This is a genomic window from Lentisalinibacter orientalis (assembly GCF_040706535.1).
Taxonomy (GTDB): Bacteria; Pseudomonadota; Gammaproteobacteria; order Steroidobacterales; family Woeseiaceae; genus Lentisalinibacter; species Lentisalinibacter orientalis.
Genome location: NZ_JAPDRJ010000001.1, coordinates 564,270 through 585,492, shown reverse-complemented (window position 1 = coordinate 585,492; position 21,223 = coordinate 564,270). Strand labels below are relative to the sequence as shown.

Genomic DNA, 21,223 nt, shown 5'->3' with positions numbered 1-21,223 from the left:
CTCCGGTCAATTCCGGATATTCACAATAGTGAGCGCCGTCAGCCCGCTCGGCGTCACGTGCGAGATGGCGCCGAGATAGCGCCGGTCGGCGGCCAGTCCGGACCAGGTAACCTGCAGAGTCTCGGTGCTGCCGGCGGTGACGCTGGAGGGCGCCGACACGGTCATGTTGCCGGCGTCGTCCACCAGGCCGAACGCCCAGGCGAACAGCTGGTAGTTCGCGCCGGGCCCGCCCGCCACCTGGTCGGTCTCGAAGCCGTGGACCAGCACCGCGTAGCGGCCGGCGGGCGGCGTCACCAGACTGAACTCCTCGGCCGAGGTCTCCGAGCCGCTCTCGCCGATGCGGGTGCAGATGTCGTTCGGGCAGTAGTAGACGTACAGGTCCAGGTCGTCATTGCCGTCGGTGGCCTCGTCGAACAGCGCGAAGCGGAGATAGGCCTGGTTCGCCGGCACGTCGATCACGTGGGTGGTGACGCCGTTGCCGTCCCGGAAGGTGAAGGTCTTGCTGGGGTCGTTGTCCACGAAGCCGTCGATCACCAGTGCCTCGTTCAGTCCGTGCACGCCGGCCCGGTAGCTGCCGGTATAGCCGAAGTCCACGTCGAAACCGAGGGTGCCGCTGCCGCCCGCATCCCGCACCTCCTCCGGCGCCGACAGCGATACCGGCCGGATGGCGAGCGGCGTTCGCACGGCGGTCTCGCCGGCCCGCCAGGTGATGGCGCCGAAGTACCAGAGATCCAGTCCGGTGCCGATGAATTCCATCTCCACGGTGTAGGTGGCGGTCTCGCCCGGATTCAGCGACAGCGTCGCGGGGGATACGCTCACCACGGTGCCCGGCGGCGGCTCGATTTGCACCTGCCAGGTACCGGCCGCGTCGCCCGTGGCCGTCACGGTACGCGTGATGGTGCGCCGGCCGGTCAGCTGCTCGATGGCGATGGAGGCCTGGTTGAACTGGGTCGCGTCGAAGCTCCTGCCGGCGGCGGCCAGCTCGTCGCAGCGCGACGGGTCCGGTATGGGCTCCTCCAGGCCGCAGCCGAAGGCGTCGTAGTCGTCGGCACCCGCGTCGAACAGCAGCCCGGCCTTGCCGGCGGCGTTGGGCTGCAGGTGGCCCGCGCCGAAGTCGAACGGGTTGGCCGGGGTCTCGCCGTCCTGCTGCACCACGTCCTGGTAAGCGCTGGTCATCATGGCCGAGCGCAGCGCCGCCGGCGACCAGCCCGGGTTGGCTTCCAGCAGCAGCGCGGCCACGCCGGCCACGTGGGGCGTGGACATGGACGTGCCGGAGAGATAGCCGAAGAACTCGCCCTGCTCGGCGTTGGCGGCATCCGGTGTGAAGCCCGCGAGTATGCTGACCCCCGGCGCCGTCAGGTCCGGCTTCAGTATGTCCGGCGCGCCGCTGGCCGGACCTCGCGACGAGAAGCCGGCCATGATGTTGCCGGCCTGGGTCTCGGTGAGAAACAGTCCCGCCGCCAGCCGCACGTCGACGATTTCCTCGTCAACGTTCATGGCGTCGAACAGCAGCCGTCCGTCGGCCTGGCCGATCATGACGGCCGGGATGTCCACCGAATCGGCCGTGCCGGTCATGACGAAGGGTTCGCCGGCGTTGTTGAAGACGAGGGCGCCGATGGCGCCGGCGTCCTCGACGTTGCGTATCTTGGTCTCGAAGCTGCAGCCGCCGCGCGCGAGCAGGGCGATCCTGTCGGCGAGCTCGTCCCCGTTCACCGGCGCCTGGCAGGCGTCGTAGGTGGTGCCGCTATCGTCGCCGGTGTCCGTGGCGAGGCTGTCGTCGTCGACGATCACGAGTTCCTCTTCCACGCTGCCTGTGTCTTCCAGCTGGGGGGTGAAGCTCGCCTCCCGGGAGGCGTACTTGCCGGCCAGCGAAGGCGGCGAGATCACCTCCATGGCCTCGCTGAAGTTCACGCCGGGCCGGCTGGAGGCCGCCACGGTGGTGACCCAGGGCGAGCTGCCCGGCGAGCCGATGGTGCGCAGGCCCGGGCCCTCGTTGCCCGCGGCCACCGCGGTGAAGATGCCGGCCTTCGCGGCGGCGAGCAGGGCGATGTCGTCGGGGCCGCTCACCGTCGCCAGCGAATTGCCCACCGAGTAGTTGATGACGTCCACCCCGTCCGCCACGGCCGCGTCCACCGCCCGGGCGAGGTCGGAGGTATTGCAGCTGGCCCGGGTGTCGCCCGGCCTGAGCCAGCAGGCCTTGTACACGGCCACGCGGGCCTTCGGCGCCATGCCGCGGATGCGTGCCAGCTCGGTGCCGGCCACCGAAGCCGTCACCGGATTGCCGGCGGCGATGGTCGCGATATGGGTGCCGTGGCCGTCGGCGTCCCGGGGCGAGAGGAATTCGCCCGGGTCCAGATCGCCGCTCTCCCGGGCGCCGTCGACGAAGAAGCGGGCGCCGATGAGCTTGTTGTTGCACACCGTCTCCGCGAACTCCTCGCCGGACTGGCAGATGCCGTTCCAGTCCTCCGGCGGGTCGAACAGCTGCACGTCGTCGCGCACCTCGAAACGCCGGCACAGCCAGAGGCCGAGGAAGGTGTCGGCGAAGGAGGTGCGGCACAGCCGCGGCTTGTCCGCTTCCCGGGTGTCCTTCAGGCTCGGGTGGTCGGGCGTGATGCCGCTGTCGATGACGCCGATGACCACGCCCTCGCCCTCGAGCCCCAGCGCGCCGGTGAGTCCGTCCGTGCCGTCGAACAGCCCGAGGAAGCTCGGCGTCTCGTTGGTGGCCAGCGGCCGGATCTCGTCTTCCCATACCCCGGCCACCTCGGGCAAGTGACGTAGCCGATCGGCCTGGGCCGGCGTCAGGGCGGCGGCGAAACCGCTGAAGCCGTAGCGATAGTCGTAGACGGTCCGCGTGCCCGGGGCCGCCTTCGCCAGCAGGCTCGTCTGCGCCGCGTCGCTGCCGGCCACCCAGGACTTCACCGTGGCCGACTCCCGGCTGAAGCCGGTGGACTGCATCACCTTCATGGAGGCGGGGCGGCCGGGCGCGGCCGCCTTCGCGTAATGCTCCGCGGCACCGGGCCGGCGCAGCTGCACGATGTACACCTTGCGGCCGTCGGCGCCGGTGCCGATCTCGTCGGCCAGTACCAGGCTGCCCGCGGCCCCTTCGGCGTGGCGCAGCGAGGCGGCCTCCGCCGTCGTCCCGAGGCAGAGCAGGGTCAGGAGCAGCCAGGTCAGTGGCAGCCAGGCCGGATGGAGGTTTCTGTTCACCGCTCGCTCGCCTCGGGAGGATCGATAGTCTGTGGGATCGATAGTCTGTCGCTACAGTGAGGAGGCTCGGTCGACGTTAGCATAGCGCCGAATCGGCGGGCCAGCACGCCCGCGGCGCGAGTGCCGCCAGCCTCTATTCCCGGGCGAAGATGCGGGACGGGTCGGCGAAGCTCTTGAACTCCAGTGCGTTGCCGGCCGGGTCGCGCAGGAACATCGTGCGCTGCTCGCCGGGCTGGCCGCGAAAACGCACCCGCGGCTCGATCAGGAAGCGGACGCCGGCGGCCGTGAGCCGGTCGGCCAGGGCCTGCCAGTCGGGCGGTGCCAGGATCACGCCGAAATGGCGCACCGGGACCGCGTCGCCGTCCACGGCATTGGCGGCCTCTTCCCCGGCGTCTTCCGCCAGGTGCAGGGTGACCTGATGGCCGAAGAAGTCGAGGTCGAGCCAGCGCTCGTCCTCGCGGCCGGTGGCGCAGCCGAGCAGCTCCACGTAGAAGCCGCGGGCGCGCTCCAGATCGTCGACCGGCACGGCCAGGTGGAAGGGCGCGGGAGCGGCGGCGCAGTTCACGAGGCGCCCAGCCAGTCGGTGGGTTTCAGGAAGCGTTCGGTCAGCTCCGCTTCCGGGCTGCCCGGCTCCGGCCGGTAGTCGTACTGCCAGCGTACCAGCGGCGGCAGGGACATCAGGATGGACTCGGTGCGGCCGCCGGACTGCAGCCCGAACAGCGTGCCCCGGTCGTAGACCAGATTGAACTCCACGTAGCGTCCGCGGCGATAGAGCTGGAACTGGCGTTCGCGTTCGCCCCAGGCGGTATCCCGGCGCCGCTCGACGATGGGCAGGTAGGCCGGCAGGAAGTGGTCGCCGACGCTCCTGATGAAGTCGAAGCAGCGCTCGAAGCCCCACTCGTTCAGGTCGTCGAAGAACAGGCCGCCCACGCCGCGGGTCTCGCCCCGGTGGCGCAGATAGAAGTACTCGTCGCACCAGTCCTTGAAGCGCGGGTAGGTGCCCTCGGGGAAGCCTTCGCAGGCCTCACGGGCGGTGCGATGCCAGTGCTCCACGTCTTCCAGGTACGGATAGTAGGGCGTGAGGTCGAAGCCGCCGCCGAACCACCAGACCGGTTCGCTGTCCGGCTTCTCCGCCGCGAACACCCGCACGTTGGCGTGGGTGGTGGGCACGTAGGGATTCTCGGGATGCAGCACCAGCGAGACGCCCATCGCCTGGAATCCCCGCCCGGCCAGCTCCGGCCGGCTCTTCGAGGCGCTCGGCGGCAGGTTGTCGCCGTAGACGTGGGAGAAGTTGACACCGGCCTGCTCGAGCAGGCTCCCGCCCGCGGTCACCCGGGTCTCGCCGCCCCCGCCGCCTTCCCGCTCCCAGGAGTCGCGGTGGAAGCGGGCGGTGCCGTCCACGTCCTCCAGGGTATCGGTGATGCGCTGCTGCAGGCCGAGCAGGTACTCCTTGACGGCCGCCAGTTTGTCGCCGAAGTCGTTCATCGCCATGTGCGCGGGCTGCCTCATCGTCGCGGAGCGACGCATTGTACGGGATGGCCGCGCGGGATGGGTACGGGAGGCAGGCGTCTCAGTCGGCCGGCTTCTTCTTCGCCGATTTCTTCTTTGTCTTCTTCCCGCCCGAGGTCTTCTTGCGGGCCGTGCTCTTCTTCCTGGCCGCCTTCTTCGTGTCGGCGGCGGCCGTCGCCGTTTTCTTCTTCGCCTTCTTGCGGCCGCGGCCACGGGCCGGCGCTGCTGCCAGCAGCTCTTTGCATTCCTCCAGCGTCAGCGACGCCGGTTCCCGGTCCTTCGGCACCTTGGCATTCTTGTTCTTGTCGGTGACGTACGGGCCGTAGCGCCCCTTGAGCACCTGGATGCCCTCGTCGGGGAAGTCCTGGATGGTGCGTTCGGCATCCGCTTTCTTCTTCTCGCGGACGAGTTCCAGCGCGCGTTCCAGGTTGATGGTGAACGGATCGTCGTCGCCGCGGATGGAGACGAACTTGTTGCCGTAACGCACGTACGGGCCGAAGCGGCCGATGCTCGCGGACACCGGCTCGCCCTCCGGCGTCTCGCCGAGCTTGCGCGGCAGCTTGAACAGCTCCAGCGCTGCGTCGAGGTCGATGTCGCTCATCTTCTGGCCGGGCATGAGGCCGGCGAACTTCGGCTTCTCCTCGTCGTCCTTGGTGCCGATCTGGACGAAGGGGCCGAAGCGGCCCATGCGCACGGTCACCGGCTTGCCGGTCTTGGGATCCGTGCCGAGCTCACGCGCCTGGGCGACCTGCTCGCGCGTGACGTTCTGGTCCTTCTCTTCCACCAGCTCGTGGAAGGGCGTCCAGAATTCCTCCAGCAGCGGCACCCAGTCCCGGTCGCCCCGGGAGATGGCGTCGAGGTCGTCCTCCATGCGCGCCGTGAAGTCGTAGTCCACGTACTGGGTGAAGTGCTCGGTGAGGAAGCCGTTGACGATGCGGCCGATGTCCGTGGGGACGAACTGGCGGCCCTCCATCTCCACGTATTCACGGTTTTTCAGCGTCGTGATGATGTTGGCGTACGTCGAGGGCCGGCCGATGCCGAGTTCCTCCAGCGACTTCACGAGGCTCGCCTCCGTGTAGCGGGGCGGCGGCTCGGTGAAGTGCTGTTCCGGACGAATCTCCTCCAGCTTCAGGCGGTCGCCCTCGGCCAGGTCCGGCAGGCGCCGGTCGCCGTCGTCCGCCGCGACGTCGTCGCGACCTTCCTGGTAGACGGCGATGAAGCCGGGCTTGACCAGCACCGAGCCCGTGGCGCGGAAGCGTCCGGTGGCCTCGTCCTCTCGCTCGTCGGCGGGCACCATCTCGGCGGTCACCGTATCGAACACTGCGGGCACCATCTGGCTGGCCACCGTGCGCGTCCAGATCAGCCGGTAGAGTTTCTGCTGGTCGGCCTCCAGCTTGCCCTCCAGCTCGTCCGGCGTGCGGCTGACCGCCGTGGGGCGGATGGCCTCGTGGGCCTCCTGGGCGTTCTTGGACTTGTTCTTGTACTGGCGCGGGCTGTCCGGCACGTTGTCCTTGCCGTAGCGCTCGGCGATCACACTGCGGGTCTCGTCCACCGCCACCTGGGCCAGCGTGACCGAGTCGGTGCGCATGTAGGTGATCAGGCCCACGTTGCCGTCCGCGCTACCGATGTCCACGCCCTCGTAGAGCCGCTGGGCCACGCGCATGGTGCGCTGGGTGTTGAAGCCGAGCTTGCGCGAGGCCTCCTGCTGCAGCGTAGAGGTGGTGAACGGCGCGGCCGGGTTACGGCGCCGCTGCTTGCGCTCTACCTTGACCGTGCGCAGCACGCCGTCGGCGGCCTGGCGCAGCGCGGCGTCCACGGCCATGGCCGTGTCCTCGTCGCCGAAGCTGAACTGCTCCACCTTCTCGCCCTTCCAGGCCACCAGCCGCGCCGGGAAGGCCTGGCCCTCCTTGCTCACGTCGGCCTCGATGGTCCAGTACTCCTGCGATACGAAGCGCTCGCGCTCCTCCTCGCGCTCGACGATGAGCCTGAGCGCCGGGCTCTGCACCCGGCCGGCGGAGAGGTTCGGCTGTACCTTCTTCCACAGCAGCGGAGACAGGTTGAAGCCCACCAGGTAGTCCAGCGCGCGCCGCGCCTGCTGCGCGTTCACCAGCTCGCTGGAGAGGCCGCGCGGACGCTGGATGGCGTCCTGGATGGCCTGCTTCGTGATCTCGTAGAAGACGACGCGGTGCACGTCCTTGTTGTCCAGGGCGCCCTTGTCCTTCAGCAGTTCGTACAGGTGCCAGGCGATGGCCTCGCCCTCTCGGTCCGGGTCCGTGGCGAGTATCAGGGAGTCCGCCTTCTTCAGCGCACGGACGATGGCGTTGACGTGCTTCTCGTTGCGCTCGATCACCCGGTACTTCATCTCGAAGCCGTGCTCCGGGTCCACCGCGCCCTCCTTCGGCACGAGGTCGCGCACGTGCCCGTAGGAGGCCAGGACGTCGTAATCCTTGCCCAGATACTTTTCGATGGTCTTCGCCTTGGCCGGCGATTCCACGATGACGAGGTTCTTGCTCATCCGTTCCCGTGCGTCCGTTGTCGCCGGGCGCGTTCCTGTCGCCCGGCCAGAAATGAAAAACCGCGGACTCTGCCGCGGCGTGCTGTCTGACGCGGCCAGTCTGCCGCTTCAGATTCCCCCGATCAATGGATCGTCCCCGAGTCCTCGTCGAAGACCAGATCCTCCATGCGCGCGTAGGCGAGCTCCTGGCCGGGCTGGCTGAACAGTACCATCAGCACCACCCACTTGATCTGCTCCACGTCGATGTCGGCGGACTCCAGAGCGAGCAGGCGGTCGATCACCAGTTCGCGCTGGGGCGGCGACAGGATGCCCACCTGCTCCAGATACACGAGGTAACCGCGGCATGCCGCATCCAGGCGCGAGAGCTCGAACCCGTTGAAGATGCGGGTGCCGTTCTCCGTCTGCGGGTTCGGGGACAGGAGGTCGTTGTTCGTTCCCAGACCGTCCAGCCAGTCGAGGGCGTGCTCGATCTCGGCGTCGTGGAAGCCGGCCCGGGCGAGTTCCTCGCGGAGTTCGTTCTGATCCGCTTCGGGTTCTTCCTCTGTATCGATGTAGGTCTCGAACAGGTACATCAACACGTCGAGGACGTTCTCTTTCATTCGGGTAGGCGCTCCTGTCTGACCCTCGAGAACTTCCCGCCAGGCAGCGTTTCGACTTCGCCCTCGAGTTCCAGGATCAGGAGCATGGAGGAAAGCTGATCGATCGTCAATCCGGACCGTTCGATCAACGTATCCATGTCCACGGGCTCCCACGCGAGGGCCTCCAGCAGTTTGTCGTAATCCCCGTCGCGCTCCGCTCCGGCGGTGCCGGCGGCCGCGGAATCCCTGCCGGAAGGCGGCTCCGCGAGACGCGTGCCCAGTGCACCGGCGAGCGGTGCGAGCTCGGCGAAGATGTCGTCGGCGGACTCCACCAGGCGGGCGCCGTCGCGGATCAGCCGGTGGCAACCGCGGGCGAGTGCGTTATGTATGGAGCCCGGTATGGCGAATACCTCGCGGCCCTGCTCGGCGGCCAGTCGGGCGGTGATCAGCGAGCCACTGCGTTGCGCCGCCTCCACCACGAGTGTGCCCAGGCTCATGCCGCTGATGATCCGGTTGCGCCGCGGGAAGTGCCACGACTCCGGCGGCGAGCCCAGCGGGAACTCGCTCACCAGGGCGCCTCGTTCGGCGATGCGGTGCGCGAGTTCCCGGTTGGCGGCGGGATAGACCCGGTCGATGCCTGTGCCCAGCACGGCGATGGTGCTGCCACCCGCCGACAGGGCGCCTTCGTGGGCGGCGGTGTCGATGCCCGTGGCGAGTCCGCTGGTGATGGTCAGGCCGCTGGCGGCGAGATGGGCGGCGAACTCGAATGCGGTCCGCGCGCCGCCGCGGGTGGGGTTGCGGCTGCCCACCACGGCCAGCTGCGGCATGGACAGGAGCCCGGGGTCGCCGTTGACGTAGAGGACGAGCGGCGCACCGGTGGCCTCGACGAGCAGCGCGGGATAGTCCGGCGAGTGGCGGCTGACCAGATGATGCCCCGGCTCGTCGAGCCAGCGGGCGATGCGCTCCATCCGCTCCGCCGGCGGCGCGAGCAGCGCCTCGATCGCGTCGGCATCGAGACCGCGGGAGGCGAGTGCGCCGCGTCCCGCCGCCACCACCCGGGCGGGCGAGCCGAAGCTCTCGACGAGCGCGGCCGCCTCGGCCGCGCCCAGCCCGGGAGCCTCCGCAAGACGTACCCAGGCATCTGTCTCTTCGTTCATGTCCGGCTCCGCTGTGCCGGCACGTCAAAAAGAAACGGCCGGCGCCCTCGCGGACGCCGGCCGTTGCCGTGTCTGGCGTCAGGAGGGGTTACGTACTATATCGTGCACCCGCATCTCGCTCTCCGCCGTCATGACGAGGGCGTAGGCGATGCGGTCGTACACCTTGAACACCATCACGGTGCCCGCCGGCTCGTCCGGCAGTTTCACCTTCTCGCCGCCGAGCAGCCCGAAGCCGCCCGTCTTCGCGTAGCGGTCACGCACCGTCTCGCCGGCCGTGAGCACGCGGAGCACGTCGCCGGGCGCCAGCCCGTTGCGCGCGCCGCGGTTGATGACGATGACCTGGTACTGCCCGATCAGCGAGATACCATCTACTACCGAAATGATGCGGCCGTCTATGTCCGTATCCGGAGGCTTCGGGAAGAAATTCAGCGGGATCTCGATTTCCTGGCGCATCAGGCGGTCGCCGGACAGCGCCTCCCGGCTGGTCTTCAGGAGATGCACGGTGGAGGGATCGCCCGTGCGGTCCACCTGGCCCTGGCCCACGTAGATGGCCTGATAGCCCACCACCTTGTCGTCGTCCGGGTCCACCAGCGGCTCGTCGATGTGCAGCACGCTGTAGCGCGAGCCCTCGCCCTCGATGTCGCCGCGCACGTAGACGTCGTTGCCGGCACCGGCGATGAGGTGATCGCCGCGGCTGGCCAGGATGTAGGGCAGCGCATCGGCCTGGTCTTTCTCGAGCACCGCGCCGCGGGTGAGGAAGGCCGCGATCTGCTCGTAGGGGATCGTGGTGATGGCCTGGTCGAGCGGCGTGGCCCGGATCTGCGGGCTCAGCCGTTCGGCCTGGATGCCGCGCTCCAGCATGATGCGCGGACGGCCGTCGATGTAGACCAGCGACAGCACGTCGCCGGGATAAATGAGGTGCGGGTTCTCCACCTGCGGGTTCACCTGCCAGATCTCCGGCCAGAACCAGGGGTCGCGCAGGAACATCTCCGAGATGTCCCACAGGGTGTCGCCCTTCTTCACCACGTAGCGTTCGGGTGCATTCGGCGCCAGCGGCACTTCCTGCGGTTGCGGCGGCGGCGCCGGTTCGGCCCGCCGTTCGACCACCTCGGCATCCGCAGCGCGGCGCGGTTCCAGCGAGACGGGCCCGGAGGACTCCGCACTCGCCGCCGGGGTCACCGGGGCGGGCGGCGCGTCGGCGTCGTCGGCGAAGGGGTTCAGGCTGCAACCGGCTGTTGTCGCAAGAGTCGATGCAACAAAAAGCACTCCGCACAGTCTCACCATGGACTGGGTATTCCGCTCTGCAAGGGGCATGGTTGGGCTTGCTCCATCCTGTGGGAATCGGGGCTGCCGGCTGTCACGGCGCTGGTATACTATGGCGTCCCGACGCGCGACCAACTGCCAAGTGCGTCACAGAATCGCCCCGGGCCGCCGCGCCCGCCTGACATAACGTCTTGATTGTCCGTTATGTATCCCAATAAAGTCAAAACACTAGATCGTTTTTATGGCAGTTCACGCGAGATATTGAGAAGGCACCGATGGCTATCCTGAACATACTCGAATTCCCCGATCCGCGCCTGCGCACCAAAGCGCAGCCCGTCGAGCGCGTGGACGACGAACTCAGGCAGCTGATCGACGACATGTTCGAGACCATGTATGCGGCCCCCGGCATCGGGCTGGCGGCGACCCAGGTGGACGTGCACCAGCGTCTGCTGGTGGCCGACGTCTCGGCGGACAAGGATCAGCCCCACGTCCTGATCAACCCCGAGATCCTCGAGAAGGGCGGCGTCGAGATGACCGAGGAGGGCTGCCTGTCGGTGCCCGGATTCTACGAGCCGGTGGAGCGGGCCGAGCGCATCCGCGTGCGCGCGCTGAACCGTGACGGGGAGAGCTACGAGATGGAGGCGGAGGGGCTGCTCGCCGTCTGCATCCAGCACGAGATGGATCACCTGGAAGGCAAGCTGTTCGTGGATTATCTGTCGGAGATGAAGCGCCAGCGAATCCGCAAGCGGCTGCTCAAAGGGCGCCGCAACGCCGCGCAGCCTGCCGGGGAACGGGCTGCCAGCCCCGTCTGAGTACCGGGTCTACCCCCGTGACCGGTGAGGGCGTTGCGGGAGATGCCGCCCGCGCGGCTCATGCCGCAGATGCGCCCCGCCTGATCTTCGCCGGCACCCCCGAATTCGCCCTGGCCTCGCTGCAGGCGCTCTGCGGCGCCGGCCACCGCCCGGTGGCCGTGCTGACCCAGCCGGACCGCCCCGCCGGCCGCGGCCGCCGCCTCACGCCGGGTCCCGTCAAGGCCTGGGCCGCCGCGGAAGGTTTGCCCGTGCTACAGCCCCCCACGCTGAAGGATGCCGCAACCGTCGCCGAGCTCGCGGCCCTCGCGCCCGACGCGCTGATCGTGGCCGCCTACGGTCTCATCCTGCCGCCCGACGTGCTCGAGCTGCCGCCGGCCGGCTGCATCAACGTCCATGCCTCCCTGCTGCCCCGCTGGCGGGGCGCGTCGCCGATCCAGGCGGCGGTGCTCGCCGGCGACCCGGTCTCCGGCGTCAGCCTGATGCGCATGGAGGCGGGCCTCGATACCGGTCCGGTGTATGCCCGCGCCGAGACGCCGGTGGGTCTGCGGGAGACCGCGGGGGAGCTGCACGACCGGCTGGCCGCGCTCGGCGCCGGACTGCTGGCCGAGAGGCTGGCGGACATCATCGCGGGCCGGCTGCAGCCCGAGCCCCAGGACGATGCGGCGGCGACCTATGCGCCGCGCATCCGCCGCGAGGACGCGCTCATCGACTGGTCCTGGCCGGCCGAACGCATCGATCGCGCCGTGCGCGCGTACGATCCCTGGCCGGTCTGCCACACCCGGCTGGAGGACGAAACGCTGCGCTGCTGGCGGGCGGAGCCGCTGCCCGCCGGCGACCAGGCGCCGGCCGAGCCCGGAGTGATCCTCGCCGCCGGCGCCGACGGCATCGACGTGGCCACGGGCGAGGGCGTGCTGCGCCTGCTGGAGGTCCAGCTGCCGGGCCGCCGCCGCATCGCTGCCCGGGACTTCGCGAACCAGCGCCTCGCCGGCCAGCGCGGCCTCGTCGGCCTTAGACTTGGCTAGCCGCGCCAGCCCCAGGGCGGCCGCGGCGAGGGCGCTCGCCGCCGTCGCGGATCGAGGCCGCTCCCTCGATGACGCGCTGGCCGCGGAAACGGCCGCCTGCCGTGACGGCGATCGTGCCCTGGCGGCGGAGATGGCCTACGGGGCCGTGCGCTGGCATCACACGCTCCGCGCCCTGACCGGGCGCCTGCTGGAGCGGCCCCTGCCGAAGCGCGAGGGGCCGGTGGCCGCGCTGATCGAGGTCGGCCTGTATCAGCTCTGGCGCATGCGGGTGCCGGACCACGCGGCGGTGGGCGAGACGGTGGCCGCCTGCCGCGAGCTGGGCCGGCCGCGGATGCGCGGGCTGGTCAACGCGGTGCTGCGCCGCTTCCAGCGCGAGCGGGACAGCCTGCTCGAGGCCGTGGCCGACACCGATGCCGACCCCGAGGCCGCCTGGTCCCATCCCCGCTGGCTGCTGGACGCGCTGGCCGCCGACTGGCCGGACGACTGGGAAGCGATAGTGCGGGCCAACAACGAGCGGGCGCCGATGTGGGTGCGCGTCAACCTGCATCGCACCGACGCCGCCAGCTGGCGCCGGCGGCTGCCGGACGGCGTCGAAGCCGTGCCGCTGCCGGGCGTGGCGTCGGCCCTGCGGCTGTCGCGGCCGCTGCCGGTCGAGGAGCTGCCGGGCTTCGCCGCCGGCGAGGTGAGCGTGCAGGACGGCGCGGCCCAGCTCGCCGCACCGCTGCTGGGCGCCGCGCCCGGCATGCGCGTCCTCGACGCCTGCGCCGCGCCCGGCGGCAAGACATTGCACATCCTGGAGAGCATGCGCGGGGACGCATCGGTGACGGCCCTCGACGCGGATGCCGGCCGGCTGGAGCGGGTGCGCGAAGCGCTGGCACGGGGCGGCTACAGCGCCGGGCTCCTCTGCGGCGATGCCGCGGAACCGGCCGCGTGGTGGGACGGGGAGCCCTACCACCGGATCCTCCTCGACGCGCCCTGCAGCGCCACCGGAGTCATCCGGCGCCACCCGGACATCAAACTGTTGCGCCGCCCCGCCGACGTGGAGCGGCTGGCCGCGCGCCAGCTGGCCATGCTCCGCGCCCTCTGGCCGCTGCTGGCGCCCGGGGGACGGCTGGTCTACGCCACCTGCTCCGTGCTGCGCGCCGAGAACTCGGAGGCGGTTGCCGCGTTCGCCGCCGCGGAACCCGGAGCGGGCGTCGGAAAACCGTTGCCCGATGACAACATCCGCGATCTAATGCAAGCTGACGGGGCTGGATTCCAGCTGTTTCCGGGACGAAACGGGCTGGATGGATTCTTTTACTGTTGTATCGAAAAGCCGACATGAGCCTGCCGAGCGCACCAGCGGAAGGGACTGTGGGCCGCCTCTGCGCGCTGCTGGTCCTGCTCGCGTGCCTGGCCTGGCAGCCGGCGTCCGGCCAGGAAGGCGGCACCGTCGCCGTGCGCTCGGCGGATTCGAACCTGGTGGATGGCGTCTACCGGGTGGGCGCCCGCCTGCAGTACGTGCTCTCCGACCAGGCGCTGGACGCCCTGGACAGCGGCGTCCCGATCAACGTGGAGCTGCAGTTCCAGGTCATCCAGAACCGGCGTTTCTGGCTGGACGACGTCACCGCGGAGCTCGCGGTGAATTACCAGCTCGTCTACAACGCGCTCAGCCGCCGTTACGTGGTCCGTAACCTGAATACCGGCGAGCAGGACTCCTACGCCACGCTGTTTTCGGCACTGAACAACCTCGGCCGCATCACGTCGCTGCCCGTGATCGACGCCGCGCTGCTCCGGGACGACAGGGACTATCGCATCCGCATGCGGGCGGTGGTGGACGTCAAGGATTATCCCGCCGCGCTGCGGCTGATCGCGTTCTGGCGGGAAGACTGGCGGATCACCAGCGACTGGTTCGAATGGCAGCTCGAACGCTGAGGCGATTCCTCTTCACCCTGCTGGCGGGCGTCGGCCTGCTGCTGGCGCTCACTGCCCTGCTGCTCCTTACCCAGACCTCCCAGAGCTCGGAGCAGTTCGACCGGCTCTCCGGCATCACCCTGCTGGTGAACGCGGTGGGCGTCGTCATCCTGATCGTGCTCCTGATCGGCAACCTGGCGCGCCTGGTGCAGGACCTGCGCCATCACGTGCCGGGCGCCAAGCTGAAGGGCCGCATGGTGGCCATGTTCATCGGGCTGGCCGTCCTGCCGCTGCTGCTCGTCTACTACTTCTCCGCCCAGTTCCTGAACCGGGGCATCGACAGCTGGTTCACCGAGGACGTGGAGCAGGGGCTGGAAGACGCGCTGGATCTGTCCCGTGCGGCGCTCAGCATCCAGATGCGCACGAACCTGGATCTCACCCTGCGCTACGCGGAGCGTGCGGAGCTCGTGAGCGAGTCCGCGCTGGTCAGCGAACTCGCCCGCATGCGCCGGGACACCGGCGCGCTGGAGGTGACGATGTTCGGCCCCAACAGCCGCATCGTCGCCACCAGCTTCGACCGCTCGCGGCTCGCCGTGCCCTCGCTGCCGTCGGACGAGATGCTGTTGCAGATCAGCCAGGACCGGCCTTACGTGAGCCTGGATCCGCTGGAGGACGGGGGCTACCAGATCCGCACCGCGGCGCCGGTGACCGGCGATGCCCGCACCGGCGAGCGCTACGTGCTGCAGGCGCTCTACCCGGTGACCCAGCGGCTGTCCGCCATGGCGGACAACGTCGGCGATTCGTACACGGACTACAAGCGCCAGCTCTACCTGCGCGAACCGTTGAAGCGCACCCTGACCCTGACCCTGACGGTGGTGCTGCTGGTCTCCCTGCTGGCCTCGATCTACGGCGCGTTCTTCTTCTCCCGCCGGCTGGTGGCGCCCATCCAGCAGCTGGTGGCCGGCACCCGGGCCGTGGCGGCGGGCGACTTCGACACCCAGTTGCCGACCCCCTCCCGGGACGAGATCGGTTTCCTCGTCAATTCCTTCAACGACATGACCCGGCGGCTGGCGGCGGCCCGCGAGACGGCCCGCGACAGCCAGGCCCAGGTGGAGGCCGAGCGCGCCAATCTGGAGGTCATCCTCGCGCGGCTGTCCACCGGCGTGGTGTCGCTGGAGCCGGACCTGCGCATCCGCACGGCCAATCAGGCCGCCGGCGCCATCCTGGGCGTGGATCTCGAGAGCCGCATCGGCGAGCTGCTGCCGGAAGTGGCCGCGGGCCGGCCGCTCATCGAGCAGTTCGTGGACGTGGCCCGCGTTCACCTTGCCGCAGGTGAGACCGAGTGGCGGGAGCAGATCGTGCTGCGCGGCGAAGTCGGCCGGCGCGTGCTCACCTGTGCCTGCACGGCGCTGCCGGCCGAGGACGGCCACACGGCCGGTTTCGTCGTCGTGTTCGACGACATCACCGCGCTCTTGCAGGCCCAGCGGGATGCGGCCTGGGGCGAGGTGGCGCGCCGCCTCGCTCACGAGATCAAGAACCCGCTCACCCCCATCCAGCTCTCCGCCGAGCGGCTGCGGCAGAAGTACCTCAAGGAGATGCCGCCGGGCGAGGCGCAGATACTCGACCGCGCGACCCATACCATCGTGCAGCAGGTGGAGGCGATGAAGGAGATGGTGAACGCCTTCTCCGAGTACGCCCGCGCGCCGGACATGGACATGGCCCGGTTCGACCTCAACAAGCTGGTGCGCGAGGTGATCGATCTCTACCGCGCCCAGGATACGGCCGTGGACATCACGCTCGACCTGGACACCGGGCTGCCCCTCGTCGATGCGGACGCGGGCCGGGTGCGCCAGATCCTGCACAACCTGGCCCGCAACGCCGTCGAGGCACTGGAAGGGCAGCAAGACGGCAGAATCGATATCATTACCCGCGCGGAGGAGGACAACGGGGCGAAGCTGGTCACCATCACGGTCGAGGATAACGGGCCGGGCTTCCAGGCGGGGCCGGTGGAGCAGATATTCGATCCCTATGTGACGTCCAAACCGAAAGGCACGGGCCTCGGACTCGCCATCGTGAAGAAACTGGTGGAAGAGCACGCCGGCAGCATCCGGGCGGAGAACCGCCACCGCGGCGGAGCGAGGATACGCATCTCGCTGCCGGTCGACGAGGCGAGCCGGGAGGTGATGCTGGCATCCATGCCGCGACGGGGCGAGCGGGGCGATAAACGGAGAGAGCGGGCATGAGTGGCGAACACATACTCGTCGTCGACGACGAGTCGGATATCCGGTCCCTGATCAGGGAGATTCTCTCGGACGAAGGTTACGAGGTCACCGCGGCGGCCGACGCCGGCGAGGCGCGGGAGGCCCGCAAGGCGGACCACCACGATCTGGTGCTGCTCGATGTCTGGATGCCGGACACCGACGGCATCACCCTGCTGAAGGAGTGGACCCAGCAGCCGGATACCCGGCAGTGCCCGGTGGTGATCATGTCCGGACACGGCACGGTGGACACGGCCGTCGAGGCCACCCGCCTCGGCGCCTTCGACTACATCGAGAAACCGCTTTCGCTGTCGAAGCTGCTGCATACCGTGGAGCGGGCGCTGGAGTCGGGCCGGAAGAGCGAGCCGCAGCAGATGCGCCGGCTGCTCTCTCCGCTGGCGCCGGTGGGCAAGAGCGAAGCGATGCGGGCTCTGCGCGAACAGGCCCGCAAGCTCGCCGCACACGACGCCCCGATGGTACTGATCGGCGAGTCCGGTTCCGGCCGTGAGGCCTTCGCCCGCTACGTCCACTCCGTCGGCCCCCGCGCCGCCGCCGAGTACGTGAGCGTGGCCGGCGGCGCACTCACCGAAGACAATGCCGAGGTGCAGCTCTACGGCAGCGAGGAGGACGGCGAGGTCCGCGAGGGGCTGCTGGACCGCGCGGCGGGCGGCATCCTGTTCGTGAACGAACTGGGCGACGCCAGTGCCGCCGCCCAGACCCTGCTGGCGAGCGCGCTGGAGCAGGGCAGCTACGTGCGCAGGGGCGGGCGCGAGGCGGTGCCCCTGACCGCCCGCATCATGGCGTCGCTGCCGCAGGACTACGAGCGGCTGTTGGACCGGGGCACGCTGCGCCGCGACCTGCTCACGCACCTGAACGTGCTGACCCTGCGGGTGCCGCCGCTGCGCGAGTACGCCGAGGACGTGCCCGAGCTGCTGCGCTACTACGCCGAGAAGCTGGTGGACGCGGAGGGCCTGCCGTTCCGGCGTTTCGGCGTCGCGGCACAGAACCGGCTGCGCAACTATCCCTGGCCGGACAACGTGCGGGAACTGAAGAACCTCGTGCACCGGGTGCTCATCAACGGCGGCGACGAGGAGGTGTCGCTGTCCGAGATCGAGAGCGAGCTGAAGGCCGAGGCGCCGGACGACGAGCCGCTGGTGAAACAGGATCTGCTGGCGCTGCCGCTGCGTGAGGCGCGGGAGGCCTTCGAGCGTGCCTATCTCACCCAGCAGCTGATCCTGTGCAACGGCAAGGTGGGCAAGCTCGCCCAGCGGGTCGGCATGGAGCGCACCCATCTCTATCGCAAGCTGCGCGCGCTGGGCGTGGACTTCCGCCAGGCCGGCGGCGGCGACGACTGAGCGTCAGCGGACGGCCGGTTCGACGGGATGGACTTTCGGTGTCGGCCGCTCGACCGGCAGCAGGCGTCCGTCCGCCTCGAAGCGCACCCCCGGGTTGCCGAAGTCCTGCCGCGACAGTCGGGCCATCAGTTCCAGCGCCTCGCCCGCCGGGTCGATGGTGGGGCCCGATGGCCGGATCTGGCGCGTGGACACCACGCTGCCCTCGACGAACTCGCCGTTGCCGTCCAGGGTGGTGACGAGTATCGGTGCGACGCCCTTCAGGCCGGCGACGCTGATGCCGTAGTAGGTGGCGAAGTTGCCGAGGCTGTAGGCGATGATGCGTCCACGGTAGCGCTCCAGTGCGCGCACCACGTGCGGGCCGTGGCCGAAGACGAGGTCGGCGCCCGCATCCACCATCGCCCGGCCGAAGGCGACCACGTCGCCGCGGGGCTCGCCGTAGTATTCCTCCTCCGCGAACGGCAGGCGCAGCGCGTCGATGCCCTCCGCGCCGCCGTGGAACGAGACGATGACCACGTCGTGCCCGGCGGCGAGTTCGGCCACCATGGCCGTGGCCGCCTCCTCGTTCAGCAGGGGATTCGCGCCGCGGGTGCCGGAGAAGGCGACGAAGCCCACCCGGATGCCGCCCACCTCCATGCTGGCGGTGGTGCCCTCACGGCCGGAGTGACGGATGCCCGCCGCATCCAGCGCGGCCATGCTCGTGTCCCGGCCTTCCTCGCCGAAGTCGCGGGCGTGGTTGTTGGCGAGGCTGAGCGCGTCGAAGCCCGCGTCCCGGAATACGCCGGCGTAGCGGGTGGGGGAGCGGAACAGCCAGCAGGCCGACGGGTCCTTGCACCGCTTGGCGGGCTCGCCGCCGTCGAGCAGCACGCCCTCGAGGTTGCCGATGGCGAGATCGGCCTGCCGCAGCACCGGCGCCACGCCGTCGAAGAAGCCGAGGGCGTCGTCGTCGGGCAGCCGGTTGTCGGGATAGTCGGTGCCGATCATCATGTCGCCGACGGTGGCCACCGTGATGCGCAACGCCGACAGGTCCGGTCCGGGCGGCGATCCCGGCGGCGACCCCGGCGGCGGCTCCGGCGTCGCCGGCGGGGCGGGGGCGGCCGGCGCGGCGGCAGGCACTTCCTGCCGCTCCGCATCGCCCGGGGTCTCCGACTGCGGTGCCGTCGCGCAGCCGGCCAGGCCGGCGCACAGCAGCGCGGCGAGCGGCAGCGCCCTGAAGAAGGCCGGGCGGGCCCTCATTGCTGCGGCACGCGGATCATGAGCACCTCGATCTTCGCCTCCCGCAGCCGGCGGCGCAGGTCGTCGAGTTCGTCCATGTCGGAGACCGGGCCGATGCGCACGCGGTGATAGGTGCGGTCGTCGATGGCGACGCGCTGGATGCGCGACGGGATGCCCTGCAGCGCGAGCCGCGCCTTCATGCGGTCGGCATCCTCGAAGGCACTGAACGAGCCGGCCTGCAGCACGTAGGTGCCGGGCTCGGTGGGGAGATCCGGCCGGTTGTCCGGGCGGGCGTGGGGCTCCTCCTCGGGCACCACCACCTCGAAGCGGGGCAGCATCTCGTAGAAATCGAAGCGCGACTCGCTGGCCGCCGGCGTCTCCACCCGTTTCTGTTCCGGCCGGGGCGCCTTCTCTTCCTCCCTGAGGCTCGCGGCCTCCCGCGGCCGGGGTTCCGCCGCGGGCTCGTCCCGGTCGCTCATCCAGACCGCGGCTGCCACCGAGAGGCCGATGGCCAGCCCGAACAGCATCCACAGCCAGCCGGGTGCCTGCTGCGCGCTGCTGCGGCTGCGGCTGCTACTGCTCAGGGTGCTGCGGCGTTTCGTCTGCCGGCGTCGCTGTGCCATGGCTACATCGCGTCGGGCGCGGACACGCCCAGCAGGCCGAGCCCGTTGGCGATGACCTGCTGCGCGGCCAGCACCAGCGTGAGCCGCGCGTTCCTCAGCGACTCGTCGTCGACGATGAAGGTGTGGGCGTTGTAATAGGTGTGGAACTCGTTGGCGAGGTCGCGCAGGTAGAACACCAGCGTCTGCGGCGCGCGCTTGTCCGCGGCCGCCTCGATCACCTCGGGGAAGCGGGTGAGCGTGGCGACGAGCACGCTCTCCTGCTCCTCGGTCAGCCGGTCCAGCGAGGCCAGCCCCTGCTCGCGGTCCCAGGCGAGTCCCTTGTCCTCCAGCTGGTGCATGACGCTCGCCACCCGGGCGTGCGCGTACTGGATGTAGTAGACCGGGTTCTCGTTGGAGCTGGACTTTGCCAACTCGAGGTCGAAGTCCAGGTGCTGGTCGTTGGAGCGCATCACGTAGAACAGGCGCGCGGCGTCGTTGCCCACCTCCTCGCGCAGCTCGCGCAGGGTCACGAACTCGCCGGAGCGGGTGGACATCTGCATCTTCTCGCCGCCCCGGTAGAGCGCGACGAACTGCACCAGGCGCACCTCGAGCGAATCGCCGGGCTCGCCCATCGCCTCCAGCCCGGCGCGCACCCGGGCGATGTAGCCATGGTGGTCTGCGCCCAGCACGTCCAGCAGCAGATCGTTGCCGCGCCGGCGCTTGCCGTAGTGGTAGGCGATGTCGCTCGCGAAATAGGTCCTCTTGCCGTTGTCGCGCACCACCACCCGGTCCTTCTCGTCGCCGTAGTCGGTGGCGCGGAACCAGACGGCGCCGTCGCGCTCGTAGAGCATGCCGCGATCGCGCAGCCGCTCGAGCGCCTCGTCGATGACGCCCTCATCGGTGAGGCTGGCCTCGGAGAACCAGGTGTCGAACTCCACGCCGAACTCCGCTAGGTCGTCCCGGATGTCGTCCAGGATGTTGTTCAGCGCATGCCGCCGCACCGTGTCGAAGCCCTCGTCGCCGAGCAGCGTCTGGGCGCGGGCGATCAGCGCGTCGATGCGCGCCTCCTTGTCGCCGTCCGGCGCGTCTTCGGGCAGGTCGCGCAGCACCTCCGCCGCGCCGGCCATGTAGCGCTCGGCCGGCAGCTCCCGGGCGATGTCGATGATGTAGTCGCCCCGATAGCCCGCGGCCGGGAACGGCAGCGTCTCCCCGTGCAGGCCCAGATAGCGCAGCCAGACGCTGACGGCGAGTATCTCCATCTGCCGGCCCGCGTCGTTCACGTAGTACTCGCGGTGCACCGGGTAGCCCGCGGCCTCCAGCAGGTTGGCCACCGTGGCGCCGTAGCTCGCGTGGCGGCCGTGGCCGACGTGCAGCGGGCCGGTGGGGTTGGCGGAGACGAACTCCACCATGACCCGGGGCGCCTCGCGCTTCTCCCGGCGCCCGTAGCAGCGGCCCTCGGCGAGTACGCGGCCGATCTCGCGCCTGAGCGCCGTCTGACTCAGGCGGAAGTTGATGAAGCCCGGGCCGGCCACGGAGACTTCCTCCACCAGCTCGGACTCGGGCAGGCCGGCGATGATGTCGGCGGCGAGCTCCCGGGGGTTGCGGCCCAGGCTCTTGGCGAGCCGCAGTGCGACGTTGGTGGCGAAGTCGCCATGGCGCGGATCGCGGGCGCGCTCGACGTCCGCGCCGACGCTCGCGAGTTCCACCTCGTCGGCGATCTCCGGCCGCGAGGCAAGTGCCGCTTCTACCAGTCTGGCGATGGTTTCTTTCAAGTCCGGTCCCCGGGAATCAGGCGAGAAAATGCAATGCGCAATACTACCCGTTCACGGGGCGGTCCCGC

At 69.8% G+C, this 21,223-nt stretch carries 16 protein-coding genes; 6 read left to right on the top strand and 10 right to left on the bottom strand.

The genetic code is table 11. The annotated features are described in order from the left end of the window. Positions 1–6: 6 nt before the first annotated feature. The 7 genes from ACJMK0_RS02480 to ACJMK0_RS02450 all read right to left on the bottom strand — a co-directional run bounded on the left by ACJMK0_RS02480 (position 7) and on the right by ACJMK0_RS02450 (position 10,250). On the bottom strand, positions 7–3,207 hold the full coding sequence (locus tag ACJMK0_RS02480) for a S8 family serine peptidase (RefSeq protein ID WP_405235231.1): 3,201 nt from the start codon (positions 3,205–3,207) through the stop codon (positions 7–9). Between the two features lie 133 nt (positions 3,208–3,340). Continuing rightward, entirely contained in the window at positions 3,341–3,772 is a 432-nt protein-coding gene (locus tag ACJMK0_RS02475; protein WP_405235230.1) for a VOC family protein, read from the bottom strand. Further along, positions 3,769–4,692, bottom strand: coding sequence for an oxygen-dependent coproporphyrinogen oxidase (hemF, locus tag ACJMK0_RS02470; RefSeq protein ID WP_405237874.1), 924 nt, complete (start codon positions 4,690–4,692; stop codon positions 3,769–3,771). Before hemF ends, ACJMK0_RS02475 begins: the two co-directional genes overlap by 4 nt. An 85-nt stretch (positions 4,693–4,777) precedes the next feature. Continuing rightward, positions 4,778–7,231, bottom strand: coding sequence for a DNA topoisomerase I (locus tag ACJMK0_RS02465; RefSeq protein ID WP_405235229.1), 2,454 nt, complete (start codon positions 7,229–7,231; stop codon positions 4,778–4,780). Between the two features lie 122 nt (positions 7,232–7,353). Beyond that, on the bottom strand, positions 7,354–7,830 hold the full coding sequence (locus ACJMK0_RS02460; protein ID WP_405235228.1) for a DUF494 family protein: 477 nt from the start codon (positions 7,828–7,830) through the stop codon (positions 7,354–7,356). Next, positions 7,827–8,966, bottom strand: coding sequence for a DNA-processing protein DprA (dprA, locus tag ACJMK0_RS02455; protein WP_405235227.1), 1,140 nt, complete (start codon positions 8,964–8,966; stop codon positions 7,827–7,829). Before dprA ends, ACJMK0_RS02460 begins: the two co-directional genes overlap by 4 nt. A 78-nt stretch (positions 8,967–9,044) precedes the next feature. Next, a complete protein-coding gene (locus tag ACJMK0_RS02450; RefSeq protein WP_405235226.1) occupies positions 9,045–10,250 on the bottom strand; it encodes a LysM peptidoglycan-binding domain-containing protein in 1,206 nt (401 codons plus the stop codon). Positions 10,251–10,504: 254 nt separating this feature from the next. On the opposite strand from ACJMK0_RS02450, the gene def reads away from it, so the two are divergent. From def to ACJMK0_RS02420, 6 genes are read left to right on the top strand one after another with little or no spacing between them, the layout of a single operon-like run. After that, a complete protein-coding gene (gene def, locus ACJMK0_RS02445; protein WP_405235225.1) occupies positions 10,505–11,041 on the top strand; it encodes a peptide deformylase in 537 nt (178 codons plus the stop codon). A 17-nt stretch (positions 11,042–11,058) separates the two neighbouring features. After that, the gene (fmt, locus tag ACJMK0_RS02440) at positions 11,059–12,063 is read left to right on the top strand and encodes a methionyl-tRNA formyltransferase (RefSeq protein ID WP_405235224.1); all 1,005 of its coding nucleotides are present in this window, start codon (positions 11,059–11,061) and stop codon (positions 12,061–12,063) included. Next, positions 12,056–13,387, top strand: coding sequence for a 16S rRNA (cytosine(967)-C(5))-methyltransferase RsmB (rsmB, locus tag ACJMK0_RS02435; RefSeq protein WP_405235223.1), 1,332 nt, complete (start codon positions 12,056–12,058; stop codon positions 13,385–13,387). The genes fmt and rsmB overlap by 8 nt, the downstream gene beginning before the upstream one ends. A 29-nt stretch (positions 13,388–13,416) precedes the next feature. Then, positions 13,417–13,977 carry a DUF4390 domain-containing protein gene (locus ACJMK0_RS02430; RefSeq protein WP_405235222.1) on the top strand — a complete coding sequence of 187 codons (561 nt, stop codon included), beginning with the start codon at positions 13,417–13,419 and terminating at the stop codon, positions 13,975–13,977. Next, on the top strand, positions 13,959–16,199 hold the full coding sequence (locus ACJMK0_RS02425) for a sensor histidine kinase (RefSeq protein WP_405235221.1): 2,241 nt from the start codon (positions 13,959–13,961) through the stop codon (positions 16,197–16,199). Before ACJMK0_RS02430 ends, ACJMK0_RS02425 begins: the two co-directional genes overlap by 19 nt. Then, positions 16,196–17,569 carry a sigma-54-dependent transcriptional regulator gene (locus ACJMK0_RS02420; RefSeq protein ID WP_405235220.1) on the top strand — a complete coding sequence of 458 codons (1,374 nt, stop codon included), beginning with the start codon at positions 16,196–16,198 and terminating at the stop codon, positions 17,567–17,569. Before ACJMK0_RS02425 ends, ACJMK0_RS02420 begins: the two co-directional genes overlap by 4 nt. A gap of 3 nt (positions 17,570–17,572) precedes the next feature. On the opposite strand, the gene ACJMK0_RS02415 is transcribed toward ACJMK0_RS02420, so the two are convergent. Genes ACJMK0_RS02415 through argS form a run of 3 tightly spaced genes read right to left on the bottom strand, consistent with a single transcriptional unit; the run spans position 17,573 to position 21,155 of the window. After that, positions 17,573–18,802 (bottom strand): CapA family protein, encoded by a 1,230-nt coding sequence (locus ACJMK0_RS02415; protein WP_405235219.1) that lies wholly within the window; start codon positions 18,800–18,802, stop codon positions 17,573–17,575. Beyond that, on the bottom strand, positions 18,799–19,404 hold the full coding sequence (locus tag ACJMK0_RS02410) for an SPOR domain-containing protein (protein WP_405235218.1): 606 nt from the start codon (positions 19,402–19,404) through the stop codon (positions 18,799–18,801). The genes ACJMK0_RS02415 and ACJMK0_RS02410 overlap by 4 nt, the downstream gene beginning before the upstream one ends. 2 nt (positions 19,405–19,406) lie before the next feature. Next, positions 19,407–21,155, bottom strand: a complete 1,749-nt coding sequence (gene argS, locus ACJMK0_RS02405) for an arginine--tRNA ligase (protein ID WP_405235217.1) — start codon at positions 21,153–21,155, stop codon at positions 19,407–19,409. Between the last annotated feature and the right edge of the window lie 68 nt (positions 21,156–21,223).

Bases quoted from the DNA above. Each gene is read 5' to 3' on its own strand.
- hemF (WP_405237874.1), bottom strand. From the start codon at position 4,692: ATGAACGACTTCGGCGACAAACTGGCGGCCGTCAAGGAGTACCTGCTC.
- ACJMK0_RS02465 (WP_405235229.1), bottom strand. From the start codon at position 7,231: ATGAGCAAGAACCTCGTCATCGTGGAATCGCCGGCCAAGGCGAAGACC.
- ACJMK0_RS02460 (WP_405235228.1), bottom strand. From the start codon at position 7,830: ATGAAAGAGAACGTCCTCGACGTGTTGATGTACCTGTTCGAGACCTAC.
- dprA (WP_405235227.1), bottom strand. From the start codon at position 8,966: ATGAACGAAGAGACAGATGCCTGGGTACGTCTTGCGGAGGCTCCCGGG.
- ACJMK0_RS02450 (WP_405235226.1), bottom strand. From the start codon at position 10,250: ATGGTGAGACTGTGCGGAGTGCTTTTTGTTGCATCGACTCTTGCGACA.
- def (WP_405235225.1), top strand. From the start codon at position 10,505: ATGGCTATCCTGAACATACTCGAATTCCCCGATCCGCGCCTGCGCACC.
- ACJMK0_RS02425 (WP_405235221.1), top strand. From the start codon at position 13,959: ATGGCAGCTCGAACGCTGAGGCGATTCCTCTTCACCCTGCTGGCGGGC.
- ACJMK0_RS02420 (WP_405235220.1), top strand. From the start codon at position 16,196: ATGAGTGGCGAACACATACTCGTCGTCGACGACGAGTCGGATATCCGG.
- ACJMK0_RS02415 (WP_405235219.1), bottom strand. From the start codon at position 18,802: ATGAGGGCCCGCCCGGCCTTCTTCAGGGCGCTGCCGCTCGCCGCGCTG.
- ACJMK0_RS02410 (WP_405235218.1), bottom strand. From the start codon at position 19,404: ATGGCACAGCGACGCCGGCAGACGAAACGCCGCAGCACCCTGAGCAGT.